We start from the raw sequence: 14,386 nt of genomic DNA on the forward strand, positions 1-14,386 counted from the left end.
TCCCCGGGGCGGCCGCCGCGAGGCGCGGCACCAGCGCCCGCGAGCCCGGCAAGATCCAAACGACAGACCCTACAGGCGCAGGCCGCCCGCAAGGGAGTTGAGCGCGCCGTCGATCAGGGCGAACAGGTCGTCCTTGTTGCCGTGCTCGCCCCAGTAGAGGGTCACCTCGCGCAGCGCGCCCATCACGGCCGCGGTGAAGATCCGCAGCTGGAGGTCGTTCTCCTCGCGGCCGGTGCGCTCCGCGAGGACGCCGGTGAGCAGCTTCGACGTCACCGACATGGACTCGCTCATCCGGGCGCGAACGGCCGGGATCTCGACCATGAGCCGGGTCCGCTGCCTCATCTCGGCGAGTTCGTCCTCGTTCGCGAAGACGCCGCCCAGTTGGTGCATCACGATGAAGCGGATCGACTCCAGCGGCGGCTCGTCGGCCGGCCTGCCGCGCAGCACCTCGGCCATGAGCGGGTCGTACTCGTCGGTGAGGACGATGTCCTCTTTGGTGGGGAAGTAGCGGAAGACGGTGGAGGCCGAGACCTCCGCCGCCTCCGCGATCTGCTCGATGGTGGTCGCCTCGTAGCCCTGTTCGTCGATCAGCCGGTAGGTGGCCCGGCGGATCGCGATGCGGGTCTTGAGCTTCTTGCGTTCGCGCAGGCCGAGGTGGGGCTGCTGTTCGAGTGCGGAGGGCTGTGGGGAGGCGGCCATGCTGGCTATTGTCGGGCATCCGCCGCAGCCGGGGCCACCTCGCTGCCGTCGCCGTCCGCGCCCGCTTCGGCACCCTCGGCAACGGCCTCGGCTTCCCGGGCGCTGTCACCGCCGGCCGTCCCGCCGGCCGCCCCGTCGGCCGGCTCGCGCTTCGGCTCGGGCTTCGGGTTCGGCAGCAGCGCCGCCACCAGTGCCGCCGACACCAGCGCCGTCACCGCGCAGACCACCAGGGCCAGGCTCAGTCCGTGCAGGTACGCGACGTCCGCCGAGTGGGCGAGGTCCGGCAGGCCGAGCTTCGCCGCGACGACATGCGCGCCGACCACCGAGTCGCCCGCCGTGTCCGCGGCGCTCGCGGGCAGCCCCGACGTGTCGAGCCTGTCGGTGTAGGCGGCGGCGAGCAGCGAGCCCAGCAGGGCGATGCCGATGGCGCCGCCCGTCTGCCGCACGGTCAGCAGCAGCCCGGAGCCGCTGCCCGCCCGGTCGGCGGGCAGCGCGCCGAGCGCGCCGTCCATGGCGGGGACGACCGCGAGTCCGAAGCCGGCGCCGGTGATCGTCAGCCACAGCGCGGTGAACCAGTATTCGCTGTCCACGGTGGTACGGCTGCCGAGCAGCGCGGCGAAGGCGAGCACGACCAGGCCGGCGCAGATCACCGCGCGGGGGCCGAACCGCCGGCCGAGCGGGCCGCTGAGCCGGGACGTCACCATCAGGCCGCCCATCATCGGCAGCATCCGCACCCCGGTGCCGAGCGCGTCGTTGCCGCGTACGGCCTGGAGATAGCCGGGCAGCAGGAACAGCAGCCCGGACAGGACGAACATCACCAGCGTCGCCGCCAGCGTGTTGAGCAGGAAGCCCCGGTGGTGCAGCAGCGTCAGATCGAGCATGGGGCGCGCCATGCGCCGCTCGCGCAGCACGAGAGCGGCGAGCAGGACGGCCCCGCCCACCAGCATGCCGATGACCAGCGGACTGCCCCAGCCGCGCTCGGGCGCCTCGATGACGCCGTAGACGAGCGCGCCGAGACCGAGCGCGGTGAGCGCCGTGGAGAGCGGGTCGACCCGGGGCGACGAGGGGTCGGCCGTCTCCGGCAGCAGGAAGACACAGGCGGCTATCCCGATCGCGACCATCGGGATGTTGAGGACGAAGATCGAACCCCACCAGAAGTGTTCGAGCAGCCAGCCGCCGATGATCGGGCCGAGCGGCAGCCCGAGCGCCGACGCCGCCGAGATGATGCCGACGGCCTTCACCCGGTCCTCGGGCGCGCCGAAGAGGGACGGCAGTACGGACATGGCGAGCGGCATGATCAGCGCGGCGCCCACACCCATGATCGCGCGGGCCGTGATGACCAGGTCGACGCTGTGGACGAGCGAGCCGACGACCGAGCCCGCGAGAAAGATCCCGAGCCCGGCGACGAGCATCCGGCGGCGGCCGAACCGGTCGCCGAGGAGTCCGGCGGGGAGCATCAGGGCGGCGAAGACGACGATGTAGATGTCCGCCATCCACTGCTGTTCGCCGGTGGTCGCACCGAGCTGCGCGGCCATGGACGGCAGTGCCACGTTCAGGATCGTCGTGTCGAAGCCCAGCACGAGCATGCTCGCGACCAAGGCGCCCAGCGCCCACCATCGACGGGTCATCACGATCTCCTTCGAGAGTTAATGTCAAATGACAGTAACTCTCAAAAGATTGGGGGCGTCAAGTTTTCGGTTGTGGCCCTACGGGTCGTGGGGGTGGTCGGTGGCGCTACGGGCAGCGGTCGGTACCGCTACGAGTACTGGTACGCCACCAGCGAGATGCCGACGAAGTGCGCTACGAAGGCGGCGAGCGTGAAGGAGTGGAACACCTCGTGGAAGCCGAACCAGCGCGGTGACGGGTTGGGGCGCTTCAGTCCGTAGATCACGCCGCCCGCGCTGTAGAGCAGGCCGCCGACCACGACGAGTACGAGCACGGCGATGCCGCCGGTGCGCATGAAGTCCGGCAGGTAGAAGACCGCGGCCCAGCCCATCGCGATGTAGCACGGCGTGTAGAGCCAGCGCGGCGCGCCGACCCAGAAGACCCGGAAGGCGATACCGGCTGCGGCCGCCGCCCACACGGCCCAGAGCAGGGTCTCGCTCGTCGAGTCGGGCAGCAGGAGCAGGGTCAGTGGGGTGTAGGTACCGGCGATGATCAGGAAGATGTTGGCGTGATCGAGCCTGCGCAGGATGGCTTCGCCGCGCGGGCCCCAGGTGCCCCGGTGGTAAATGGCGCTGACCCCGAAGAGCAGGCAGGCCGTCACTACGTAGATCGAGCAGGCGACCCGGGCGCGGGTGGAGTCGGTGAGGGCGATGAGCGCCACTCCGGCGATCAGGACGGCGGGAAACATCCCCGCGTGCAGCCAGCCGCGCATCTTCGGCTTGACCGGGCTCGGCAAGTCGATCTCGACCGGCCCCCCTTCGGGTGACGGGGAAATCTCGGTCGCTTCGGGCCCGGGGCGATTCATGCGTTCATGCTACCGACGCCGTGCCGCCCTCGGCTGAAACGCAGTGGCCATGCTCACGTGTGAGGCCCCCTGGACATATGGGCGCGAGCATCGGATCATCAAATGAGTGCGGGCGGCACCGGATGAGCGGGCTACGAAGCGTCCGGGTCGCAGCCCCCAAGGGGCACAACCCAACAAAACCCCTCATCAAGGAGCGATCGTGGCGCGCGACATCGCGGCTCCCACCACCGAAACCACCATCGAGACCATCTTCGATACCCCTACCGAGACCACCACCGCCCCCACCCGGCACCGCCGGCTGGCCGCCTGGGTCGACGAGATCGCGGCCCTGACCCTGCCCGACCGGGTCGTCTGGTGCGACGGTTCGGAGAGCGAGTACGAGCGCCTGTGCGAGGAGCTCGTCGCCAAGGGCACGTTCAAGAAACTGGACCCGGTCACCCGGCCGAATTCGTACTACGCCGCCTCCGACCCGTCCGACGTGGCGCGCGTCGAGGACCGCACCTTCATCTGCTCCGAGCGGGAGGAGGACGCCGGCCCCACCAACCACTGGAAGGCACCGGCGGAGATGCGTGACATCTTCACCGGCGACCAGGGCGTCTTCCGCGGTGCGATGCGCGGCAGGACCATGTACGTCGTCCCGTTCTGCATGGGCCCCCTCGGCTCACCGCTGTCCGCGATCGGCGTCGAGATCACCGACTCCGCGTACGTCGCGGCGTCGATGCGCACCATGACCCGGATGGGACAGCCCGTCCTGGACGAGCTGGGCGAGGACGGCTTCTTCGTCAAGGCCGTCCACACCCTCGGCGCGCCGCTCGCCACCGGCCAGGCGGACGTGCCGTGGCCCTGCAACTCCACCAAGTACATCTCGCACTTCCCCGAGGACCGGGAGATCTGGTCGTACGGATCCGGGTACGGCGGCAACGCCCTGCTCGGCAAGAAGTGCTACGCGCTGCGCATCGCCTCGGTGATGGCGCGCGACGAGGGCTGGCTCGCCGAGCACATGCTGATCCTCAAACTCACCCCGCCGCGCGGCGAGTCGAGGTACGTCGCCGCCGCCTTCCCCTCGGCCTGCGGCAAGACCAACCTCGCCATGCTGGAGCCCACCGTCGCGGGATGGAGCGTCGAGACCATCGGCGACGACATCGCCTGGATGCGGTTCGGCGAGGACGGCCGGCTCTACGCGATCAACCCCGAGGCCGGTTTCTTCGGTGTCGCGCCCGGTACGGGCGAGCACACCAACGCCAACGCAATGAAGACCATGTGGGGCAACTCCGTCTTCACGAACGTCGCGCTCACCGACGACAACGACGTCTGGTGGGAGGGCATGACGGAGGAGCCGCCCGCGCACCTCACCGACTGGAAGGGCAACGACTGGACACCGCAGTCCGGTACGCCCGCCGCCCACCCCAACGCCCGCTTCACCGTGCCCGCCGGACAGTGCCCGATCATCGCCCCCGAGTGGGAGGACCCCAAGGGGGTGCCGATCTCGGCGATCCTCTTCGGCGGCCGGCGCGCCTCGGCCGTACCGCTGGTCACCGAGTCCTTCACCTGGCAGCACGGCGTCTTCCTGGGGGCCAACGTCGCCTCCGAGAAGACCGCGGCGGCCGAGGGCAAGGTCGGTGAGCTGCGCCGCGACCCGTTCGCCATGCTGCCGTTCTGCGGCTACAACATGGGCGACTACATGGGCCATTGGGTCGGTGTCGGCGCCGACAAGGACCAGAGCAAGCTGCCGAAGATCTACTACGTGAACTGGTTCCGCAAGGACGAGGCGGGCACGTTCGTGTGGCCGGGCTTCGGCGAGAACAGCCGCGTCCTGAAGTGGATCGTGGAACGGCTCGACGGCACGGCCGACGGCGTCGAGACGCCCATCGGCATCCTGCCGACCCGCGCGTCCCTCGACACCGAAGGGCTCGGACTCTCCGACGGCGAGCTGGACTTCCTGCTCTCCGTCGACAAGGAGGTCTGGCGCGAGGAGGCTTCACTGATCCCCGAGCACCTCAACACCTTCGGTGACCACACGCCGAAGGAACTGTGGAACGAATACCACGCGCTCGTCGAGCGCCTGGGCTGACGTCGGGAACCCCCGGAACCGCCTTATGGGCTCCGGGGGTTTGCTATGTCCGCCCGCTTCCGAAAGCTGGGCCCCTGCCGGCTCACTGCGCCCGGTTGCGGTCCTCCAGATAGCGGGTGTGCGACTCCTGGCGCCGCGCCTCCGCCTCCCGCAGCGCACCGGCCAGTGCGGACGCCTCCTCGTGCAGCGCCGTCAACTGCCGCTCCAGATGGCGCTCCGGCGGCTCGGTTCCCGGCTGGAGCCGGGTCCACCAGCGGGCCCGTGAGTACGTGTCCACCGACTCCGGTATGTCCTGGCGCACCGCACGCGACAGCGCGTGTACGGCCTCGGCGTCGCCCGCGAGCGCGTCGGCGACCCAGCCGGGTTCGAGCAGGGCCGCCAGCACACCGGTCAGCTCGGTCAGCCGCCCGGCGGCGGCCGGTGGCAGCTCCACCTCGGTCAGATAGTCCGTGAGTTTGCCGAAGTCGACGCGCAGCGCGTCCAGTTGCTGCGCCGGGTCGGGGAAGTGCGGGGCGGCGGGCCGCTCGGGCGGCGCGATCAGCGCGCCCGCGCCGTACAGCCCGGCGACCACCACCGGCCAGTAGGCGCCGGCCAGCCCGGTGAAGGTCAGGGCGAGACCGGCCACACCGCAGACACCGCCGGTGAGGTTCTTGCGTGATTCCAGATAGGCGAGCGCTCTCCTGCCGGCCACTGATCCCCCTGTAGGTAGCCATGGAACGGATAGCCACGGATTGTTGACAGCCGCGGACTGTTGACAGCCGCGGACTGTTGACAGCCACGGGCTGTCGGCAGCCGCGGACTATTGGTAGCCGCGGATCTCCTCGAAGGCGCCGTCGAGCGCGCCCTCGCCGGTCGTCGCGTCGAACAGTCGTCCGCCGGTGAGTTCGGCGATGTGCGCCAGCTCCCTCCGGTCCGAGTCGCCGAACACGATCGGGAAGACGGGGGTGGCGCGCAGCGCGGCGGGCAGCCCCGCGTAGAAGGAGTCGAAGGCGCCGGCTCCCGGGCCGGTGGTGTTCTCGCCGTCCGTCATCAGCACGATCGACGTGAACGTGTCGCCGCCGCCGCGCAGCCGGGAGTACGCCTGCTCAAGGCTGCCGTAGATCGCCGTGTCACCCGACGAGGTGAGCGCCTTCACGTCGGAGCGGATGGCGTCCAGCGAGCCGCCGGGGTCGCCCGGGTCCACCGTGTGCGTCGTGATCCGCTTCACCACGGAGCCGAACGGCATCAGGGTCACCTCCTCGCGGTCCCGGAAGCGGTCGCCGGTCGGCGAGTTGTCCGTACCGGTCAGCCCGGCGAGCGCCGTCTTCAGCGCGTCGAGGCGGTCGCCCGCCATGGAGCCCGAGGTGTCCAGCACGTACACGGTCCGCGACGGGCGGCGCAGGGTGTTCTCGTAGCTGTCCAGCAGCCCGTCGGCGACCGATTGCGTCCCGGGGAAGGGGAGTTCACGGCGCTTGTCGGCGCCGAGTCCGGCGGCGGGCCGCACCGACGGCACCACCGGGCGGCGGAACGTCTGCTCGGTCAGCGCCCGCTGCGCCTCGGGGCTGCGCAGATACGCGGTGAGCCGCTGTCCTGCCTCGCGTGCCTCCCGGGGCGCCGAAGTCAGCAGCGTGAAGGGGTAGTCGGCGGTGACGACGCCGTCCTTCGGGCGGATCACGGTCAGCCCCGCGTGGCTGTCGCGGTTCATCGACAGCAGCACCGACTCGTAGTTGACGAGCGCGTTGACACCGCCGCCCGCGACCGTGCTGCCCCGGGTGTACGCCGAGGCCAGCCACCCCGAGGATCCCGACGTCAGCTTCTGTCCGGCGAAGAACTGCTTGAGCCGGGGCGTCGCCTTGGCCACGTCCGCGTCGGTGAGCGCCGACTGGGCGCCCGACAGAGCGGAGGCCACCGAGATCAGCGCGGAGAAACCGGAGTTGGAGCGCACCGGGTCGGTCATCCCGTAGGTCAGCTTCCCCGCTGCGACGGCCTGTTCGACCTGTGCCCAGGTGACCTGGTCCGGCTGCCAGCCGAGCTGGGTGACGGTCTCCTGCCGCACGCCGAGCGCGACGGGGGACGACATGATCGGGGTCTCGTTGGTCAGCCGCGCGCCGGTTTCGGGGTGCAGCCGCAGATAGTCGTCGGACGAGAGCCACAGCGCGTCGTACGTGCCGTCCGCCTTGCCCGAGGTGACGAGTTCGGCGGCGTCCAGGGTGCCGATGTACGTCGGCCGCACCTTCACGCCGGTCTTCTTCTCGGCCTGGGCGAGCACCCCCGTCATGTCGGACAGTTCGCTCGACGCCAGCACCCGCAGGGTGCCCGGGTGATAGCCGGTGTCGCCGCTCCGCCCGTCGTCCGGTGTGCCGGAGCCGCCGGACGAGCAGGCGGTCGCCGCGCACAGCGCGGCGACGGCCAGCGCGAGCAGCGCGCGCTGCCGGGTTCTTCGCCGTCCCGACATCAGCGGGCGCCGCCGTATCACTGGGAACCGCCTTCGAGCGCGCCGGCCGAGCGGGTCCGCTCCAGATACGAACTCGCCGTCCTCAGCTCGGTGGAGAGCGATTCGACGGTCGCCGCCATGGATTCCGTCGCCTGGATCTTGTACGTGTCGATCGCGTCCAGGGTCCGGTAGATCTGCTGGAAGGCGGCCCGCAGCGTCTCCACACCGACCGCCGGGTCGGCCGCGATCCGCTGGATCTCGCCGCTCTGGGTGGCGAGCATCTCCGCGTTGCCGCGGATCAGGTCCTCGGTTGTCGAACGGAGCACGTTCACCTGCTCGGTGACCTTGCGCTGGTTCTCCAGCGCCGAGGCCAGCATCACCGCGATCCGCAGCGCGGAGACCGTCGTGGTCGCCGCCCGGTCGACGCCCTTGATCAGCTCTTCGTTGTTGCGGCGCACGACGTCCATCGCGAGATACCCCTGGGCGCACACCGCCATCTGCGTGAGCAGGTCCTGGTGCTTCTGCCGGACGGGGAAGAGCACGTCGGCCCGCAGCGCGTCGGCCTGCGCGGGGTCCGCCGGCTCCACCCGGCTGATCCGCAGCTCGATCGCCGCGTCCAGTGCCTCGGTGAGCACCGCGTACTCCTGCAGCTTGCCCATGGTCTCCCAGAGCCGGCTGCGCTCGGTGTGCAACGCCGCGTTGTCCCGGCGCAGTTCGTCCTGGCCGCCGCGCAGCGAGCCGACGATCCGGTTCAGCGTGCCCTGCGAGGAGACGTACTTGGCGGCGTGGTCGCGGAGCTTGTTGCCGCCGGGCACCTTGCCGAGCAGCCGCCGCGCGCCCTTGCCCGGGGTGTCGCGCGGGTCCAGGTCCTCGACGGTGCGGCGCAGTTCGACGAGCGAGGTCCCGACCCGGGACTGGGCGTCCTCGCCGCCGGAGGTGAGCGAGCGGACCGTACGGTCGAGCATCCGGTTGGACTGCTGGGCCGCGCTGCGGATCTCTCCCGAGCCGAGACCGGCGATCTCCCCGACGCGGGCGGTGAATTCGGGCGAGCGGGCGTCGAGCGCCGCCAGCGAGCCGACGTAGTCGGCGGCGCGGCGGGTCATCTCGTCGCGTACGGAGTCGGCGAGCGGCACCAGACCCGCGGCTTGCTCGCCGCGCACCGGCGGTACCGGCTCGGGCGGGGTGAGCGTCAGTTCGCTCTGCCCGCTCGACTCCGTGCTGTTCTCTGTGGACATGCGGTCCCCCCTGGGACGGAAGCGGTGGCGCGGGAGCCGGTCAGGAGCCGGCCCGCACCGCCATCGCGTGCAGGATGCTGTTGGTGGGTACGGGCGCCTGCCGGACCCCGGCGAGCGTGCGGTTGATGAACGCGGCGTCGGGCGTGGTCGCCGCGTCGAACTCGGCTGCCGCGCCCTGCGGCCGGAAGCCGTGGCGTACGGCCAGCTCGCGCAACGTCTTGTCGGTGGAGAGCAGTTCGCCCAGGGCCCGGCCGTTGTCGGTGAGCGGGACCAGCGTGTGGTCGCTGTTGACGGTGGTGTCCGGGTAGAGCACCACCAGGTCACCGGTGTCCTGGTGCTGGAGCAGCAGGGAGGCGACCTGGGACTCGTACACCAGCACCAGCGGATTGCCGACGCCGCTGACGAAGTCGCGGAAGGGCGCGTCCGAGCTGGTCTGCTGGGCGCCCTGCACCGAGATCAGCTTCTTGAGCAGCGGCGCTGTCCGGCCGACCGCTGCCTCGTCGGTGGCGACCTTCCCGCCGTCGGCGACGTACGAGGCGGCGGCGAGGTAGAGCGCGCCCGAGTTGGAGGTCTGCGGATCGGTGCTGGTGATGAACAGCGTCCCGGTCAACTCGGTATGCGCGGACGCGCCCTTGAGCTGCTGCCAGGTGCGGTTGCGGCCCGCGGCTTCGAGATACGGGCCCATCCGCAGCGTGCCGCGGGACGGGCCGTCCAGCGTCACCAGCCCGTTCGCCGCCAGCACCCGGGCCGCGGCGCGGTGCGCCACGACGACGAGGGGCGAGTAGAACGGGCGGATCGGGCCGCCCTGGACGCCGTACTTCTTGTCCAGTGCGTCGGCCGGGGCCTTGGACGAAGGGAAGGCGAAGTCATCGTCCTGGAGCGTCAGTTGGTCCATCGCCCAGGAGCCCGACGTCTCCGTCTTCACGGTGAAGCCCTTGGCAGCCAGCGCTTTCACCACACCGGGATCGGCGAAGAACTCGGCCTTCTCCGATCCGATCACGCCACGCACGGTCTTCGTTGCCGTGCTCGTGCCCTGACTCTCCCGGCCTGCCACGACGGCCGCTGCCACGCCGCCGATCAGCAGCACCGCCAGGACGATTCCTACGATGCGTCTCACACGTCAGAGCGTGCTCGCGCAATCCGACACTCCGGGCGCCGCAGGGTGTACGGAAGGTGAAGGAGCCATCCCGGCCCGGAACCGGAACGGGACGTTCAGTGAGCGCCGACGAGCGGCTGCGCGCCGCTGTGCAGCGCCGCCGTGTGCGCGTCCATCCGCTCGGCGGCCAGTATCGCCGCAGCCGTGTCGGCGCGTGAGGCGGCGACCACGAGCGCCCGTCCCGCCACGGCGAGCGCGCGCCGGTGCAGCGCCTCCGGGTCGACCGGGTCGTTGTCGGATCCGGGCTGCCGCAGCGGGGCTGCTCCGCGCAGCCGGGTGAGCTGCCGGGCCAGGGCTTCGGCGGCCTCGCCGTCGCCCAGCTCGTCGGTGAGCGCGAGCAGGGCGGACAGATGGCCGGCGAGCTGGATGTCCAGCTCCTCCTCGCGGCTGCGGTGGGGGAAGTCGGCGTCGTCGGCAGGCGAGTGGACCGACTTGGTACGGATGGGCTCGTACATGGGATGGCCTCCTGGCAGGGTCAGGAGACCATCCTACATTGGAATCAGTCTAAAGTTAGTGGGAACTCAAGACTGCCCGCAGACCGCTTGCGGACCGCTCGAAGCCCGCTCGGAGACCGCTCAGGGCTGGGAGTATCCGTCCAGGAATGTGCCGATCCGGGTCACCGCGTCGGCCAGCTCGGAGGCGGCCGGCAGCGTCACGATCCGGAAGTGGTCCGGCTCCGGCCAGTTGAACCCCGTGCCGTGCACGACCATGATCTTCTCCCGCCGCAGCAGGTCAAGGACCATCTCCCGGTCGTCCTTGATCTTGTAGACGCTCGGGTCGAGCCGGGGGAAGAGATACAGCGCGCCCTTGGGCTTCACGCACGTCACCCCCGGGATCTGGGTGAGCAGGTCGTACGCGGTGTCCCGCTGCTCCAGGATCCGGCCGCCCGGCCGCACCATGTCGTCGATCGTCTGCCGGCCGCCCAGCGCCGCCGCCACCGCGTGCTGCGAGGGCATGTTGGCGCACAGCCGCATGTTGGCCAGGATCGTCAGCCCCTCGATGTACGACCCGGCGTGCGCCTTCGGGCCGCAGACCGCCATCCAGCCGGAGCGGAAGCCCGCCACCCGGTAGTTCTTGGACAGCCCGTTGAAGGTGAGGGTCAGCAGATCGGGCGCGAGCGCCGCCGTCGGGGTGTGGGTGGCGCCGTCGTACAGGATCCGGTCGTAGATCTCGTCCGAGCAGACGACCAGATTGTGCCGCCTGGCCACTTCGGTCAGCGCCAGCAGCATGGACTCGTCGTACACGGCGCCGGTCGGGTTGTTCGGGTTGATGATCACGATCGCCTTGGTGCGGTCGGTGATCTTGCGCTCGATGTCGGCGAGGTCCGGCTGCCAGTCCGCCTGCTCGTCACAGCGGTAGTGCACCGCCGTACCGCCGGCCAGCGAGACCGACGCCGTCCACAGCGGGTAGTCGGGGGCGGGGACGAGCACCTCGTCGCCGTCGTCCAGCAGCGCCTGCATGGACATCTGGATCAGCTCGGAGACACCGTTGCCGAGATAGATGTCCTCGACGTCCAGCTCTATGCCCTTGGTCTGGTAGTGCTGCATCACGGCGCGGCGCGCCGACAGCAGCCCCTTCGCGTCCCCGTAGCCGTGCGCGGCGCCGAGGTTGCGGAGCATGTCCTCAAGGATCTCGGGCGGGCACTCGAAGCCGAAGGCCGCGGGGTTGCCGGTGTTGAGCTTGAGGATGCGGTGGCCTGCTGCCTCCAGCCGCATCGCCTCGTCGAGGACCGGGCCCCGGATTTCGTAACAGACGTTGGCGAGCTTCGTCGACTGGATCACCTGCATGCCCGCCACCATACGACCTGGTGGCGCGGGAAACGCTCAGCGTGACAGGACTAACGGGGGCGGCGGTCGCCGTAAGGGGTCAGGCCCTAGCGGACCGGGAAGCTGAATCCGTAGCCGTGGTGGCGCAGCCAGGGCAGCAGCCGGCCCAGCGCCGCCACCGTCTGGGACCTGTCCCCGCCGCCGTCGTGGAACAGCAGCGTAGGGCCGTTGTCCAGCTCCTCCTTGACGGTGTGCTGGATGGCCTCGACGCCGGGCCGCTCGAAGTCCTGCGAGTCCACGTTCCAGCCGAGCGGCCGCATGCCGGCCGCCGCGGCGATCTGCCTGCTGTACGGGGTGAAGGCGCCGCCCGGGGCCCGGTAGTACTGCGGCGCCACGCCGCCCGACGCCCGCTCGATCTGGCGCTCGGCGGTCAGGATCTGTCCGCTCTGGTAGGCGCGTGAGCGGTGGTCCATCGCCGTGTTGTGCGACACGGTGTGGTCGCACAGCCGGTGTCCTTCGGCCACCACCCGGCGGACCAGATCGGGATGCGCCTCGGCCGCGGGGCCGATCATGCAGAACGTCGCCCTGACGCCGTTCCGCCGCAGGATCTTCAGGATCTGCGGCGTCCAGACCGGGTCGGGGCCGTCGTCGATCGTGACATTGACCGCCTGGCCGCCACGCTGCGCCGCGTGCGCGATGTCCATGGACACCACGGGACGGGACAGCGCCGGGTTGGGGGACGAGGTCTCGGCGGGCAGCGGCGGCGGCGTCGTACGGTCGGGGCCGGGGAGCGGGGTGCGCTGCGGCCGGACGGTGGTCGCGGGCGAGCCGCCACCCTTCCCGTCGCTCGTGCTGCTGCCGTCGCTGCCGTCGGTCGCGCTGCTCCTGGCCGCCTGTTCGGCGCCGCAGCCCGCCAGCAGTACGGCGGTGGCCAGCGCGAGGACCGCCGCCCGTGCCCGCCCGCCCGATGACCAATTGACCGACGTCCGAATGTCCCTGCGTGCCATGGTCCGCGCTCCCGCCTACGCTCCGTTGCGTCCGAGGAGGGAGACGAGCAAGTGGGCGCCGAGGATCCGGTCCACACAGGATGCTCATAAGTTCGTGTGACACCCCGGTCAGGTGTTCCCATGCGAGCGGGTGCGTTTTTTGTTGAGGCGGAGTTCACCTGGGCGGCCCGGCCGGTTCACCCGGCGAGCGGCCTGGGCCCGGAGGGCGTGGAGCACGTACCGCGGGGTCAGCCGGCCACGGCGCGCAGCGCGCCCGGCCGGCGGCCCGTCAGCTCGTCGAGAGCCGCGCCCGTGGCGTCGTCGGCCGGCAGCTGGACCACCAGCCGCTGGAAGTCGGCGAGTTCCAGCGTCTCCTGGACGAGGCGCAGTTCACCGGCGGCGGGGTGCACCAGCCGCCGTACTCCGGCGCGTTCCGGTGTCCGCTGCGGGCTGTTCCACCGGTCGGTGAACGCGGCGCCCGCGAGCAGGGTCAACTCGTCGACCAGATCGAGCAGATGAGGATCGTCCGGCACGGAGTCGTTCTTCAGCCGGACGATCACGTCGTCGCAGACCCGGTCCCACTCCGGGTGGGCGGCGCGCGCCCGGGGATCGGTCAGCAGGAAGCGCGGCAGGCACGGGGCCGGCGGGTCCAGCAGCCCCAGCGGCCCGTACAGGTGCGCGTAGCCCTCGGTGAAGCCGATGACCTCGCTCAGCCGGTTGAGCAGCACGGCGGGCGTCGGCTCAAGGCGGTCGAGCAGGGCGCGCAGCGTGGGCCGTACGGTGCGCTCCGGCGGCTGGTAGGCGCCGGGGCAGAGCTTGAGTGTGCCGTTGGTCGCCTTCAGGACGTGCAGCAGCTCGACACGCGCCTCCGCGTCGAGCCGCAGGGCCTCGGCGAGCGCGGACAGCACCTGGGGCGAGGGGTTGTTGTCCCTGCCCTGTTCCAGCCGGGCCAGATACTCGACGCTGATGCCGGCGAGCATGGCCAGCTCCGAACGGCGCAGCCCCGGCGTGCGGCGCCTGCTGCCGGGCGGGAGGCCCACCTCGGCGGGCGTCACGGCCTCGCGGTGCGCGCGCAGGAAGTGCCCCAGTTCGGTTTCGCTCACCCGCCCACGGTACCGGCGTGGCGCCGCGCGTGGCCGGCTCAGCGTCGCCCTGTCAGTACCCGTCTCGGCGCGGTGTTCCTCCCGCCCGAGGTCAGGCACATGCTGAGCCGGTTCTCGTCCGTCCCCCGAGAGGTCTGCCGTGTTCATCGCCTACGCCGTCGTCGGTCTGCTGCTCGCCGTCGCGCTCGCCGGGTCCGCCTTCGCGACGTTCACCCGCCAGGAGACCGTCGTCACCTCGATGAAGTCCGTGGGTGTGCCCGACAGCTGGCTGCCCCGGCTCGCCACGCTGAAGGCGGCGGGCGCCGTCGGGCTCGTCGCCGGGCTGTGGGTGCCGTACCTCGGCGTCGCCGCGGCGGTCGGTGTCGCCCTGTACTTCATCGGCGCGCTGATCTTCCACGTACGGGCCAAGGCGTACGCGATGGCTCCCGCCGCCGTCTTCGTCGTCCTCGCCGTGGTGGCGCTCGTCCTGCGGCTCGCCTCCCGCTGA

Annotated in this window: 13 protein-coding genes; 2 read left to right on the forward strand and 11 right to left on the reverse strand. The window is 70.9% G+C overall.

Going from position 1 to position 14,386, the window contains the following annotated elements; all coding sequences use genetic code 11:
- Positions 1-69 precede the first annotated feature (69 nt).
- The 3 genes from OHS57_RS24530 to trhA all read right to left on the reverse strand — a co-directional run bounded on the left by OHS57_RS24530 (position 70) and on the right by trhA (position 3,169).
- The gene (locus OHS57_RS24530; RefSeq protein WP_328583357.1) at positions 70-699 is read right to left on the reverse strand and encodes a TetR/AcrR family transcriptional regulator; all 630 of its coding nucleotides are present in this window, start codon (positions 697-699) and stop codon (positions 70-72) included.
- A gap of 5 nt (positions 700-704) precedes the next feature.
- On the reverse strand, positions 705-2,327 hold the full coding sequence (locus OHS57_RS24535; protein ID WP_328583358.1) for a DHA2 family efflux MFS transporter permease subunit: 1,623 nt from the start codon (positions 2,325-2,327) through the stop codon (positions 705-707).
- A gap of 128 nt (positions 2,328-2,455) precedes the next feature.
- Entirely contained in the window at positions 2,456-3,169 is a 714-nt protein-coding gene (gene trhA, locus OHS57_RS24540) for a PAQR family membrane homeostasis protein TrhA (RefSeq protein ID WP_041985126.1), read from the reverse strand.
- Positions 3,170-3,368: 199 nt separating this feature from the next.
- On the opposite strand from trhA, the gene OHS57_RS24545 reads away from it, so the two are divergent.
- Positions 3,369-5,240 carry a phosphoenolpyruvate carboxykinase (GTP) gene (locus tag OHS57_RS24545; RefSeq protein ID WP_443042957.1) on the forward strand — a complete coding sequence of 624 codons (1,872 nt, stop codon included), beginning with the start codon at positions 3,369-3,371 and terminating at the stop codon, positions 5,238-5,240.
- An 82-nt stretch (positions 5,241-5,322) separates the two neighbouring features.
- Here the strand turns inward: OHS57_RS24545 and OHS57_RS24550 are convergent, their stop codons facing one another.
- The 8 genes from OHS57_RS24550 to OHS57_RS24585 all read right to left on the reverse strand — a co-directional run bounded on the left by OHS57_RS24550 (position 5,323) and on the right by OHS57_RS24585 (position 13,899).
- Positions 5,323-5,931, reverse strand: coding sequence for a hypothetical protein (locus tag OHS57_RS24550; protein ID WP_328583359.1), 609 nt, complete (start codon positions 5,929-5,931; stop codon positions 5,323-5,325).
- Positions 5,932-6,039: 108 nt separating this feature from the next.
- Positions 6,040-7,674, reverse strand: a complete 1,635-nt coding sequence (locus OHS57_RS24555; protein ID WP_328583360.1) for a substrate-binding and vWA domain-containing protein — start codon at positions 7,672-7,674, stop codon at positions 6,040-6,042.
- 17 nt (positions 7,675-7,691) lie between these two features.
- The gene (locus OHS57_RS24560) at positions 7,692-8,888 is read right to left on the reverse strand and encodes a toxic anion resistance protein (protein WP_328583361.1); all 1,197 of its coding nucleotides are present in this window, start codon (positions 8,886-8,888) and stop codon (positions 7,692-7,694) included.
- Between the two features lie 40 nt (positions 8,889-8,928).
- Positions 8,929-10,005, reverse strand: a complete 1,077-nt coding sequence (locus OHS57_RS24565) for a hypothetical protein (protein WP_328583362.1) — start codon at positions 10,003-10,005, stop codon at positions 8,929-8,931.
- A gap of 95 nt (positions 10,006-10,100) precedes the next feature.
- A complete protein-coding gene (locus tag OHS57_RS24570) occupies positions 10,101-10,499 on the reverse strand; it encodes an SCO4983 family protein (RefSeq protein ID WP_041985115.1) in 399 nt (132 codons plus the stop codon).
- Positions 10,500-10,619: 120 nt separating this feature from the next.
- Positions 10,620-11,831 carry a pyridoxal phosphate-dependent aminotransferase gene (locus tag OHS57_RS24575; RefSeq protein WP_041995239.1) on the reverse strand — a complete coding sequence of 404 codons (1,212 nt, stop codon included), beginning with the start codon at positions 11,829-11,831 and terminating at the stop codon, positions 10,620-10,622.
- A gap of 86 nt (positions 11,832-11,917) precedes the next feature.
- Positions 11,918-12,817: a polysaccharide deacetylase family protein gene (locus OHS57_RS24580; protein WP_328583363.1), complete on the reverse strand. Its 900-nt coding sequence runs from the start codon at positions 12,815-12,817 to the stop codon at positions 11,918-11,920.
- Between the two features lie 227 nt (positions 12,818-13,044).
- On the reverse strand, positions 13,045-13,899 hold the full coding sequence (locus OHS57_RS24585) for a helix-turn-helix domain-containing protein (protein WP_328583364.1): 855 nt from the start codon (positions 13,897-13,899) through the stop codon (positions 13,045-13,047).
- A 139-nt stretch (positions 13,900-14,038) separates the two neighbouring features.
- Between OHS57_RS24585 and OHS57_RS24590 the strand changes: the two genes are divergently transcribed.
- The gene (locus OHS57_RS24590) at positions 14,039-14,386 is read left to right on the forward strand and encodes a DoxX family protein (protein WP_041985109.1); all 348 of its coding nucleotides are present in this window, start codon (positions 14,039-14,041) and stop codon (positions 14,384-14,386) included.

The sequence above is a fragment of the Streptomyces sp. NBC_00370 genome (assembly GCF_036084755.1).
Lineage (GTDB): Bacteria > Actinomycetota > Actinomycetes > Streptomycetales > Streptomycetaceae > Streptomyces.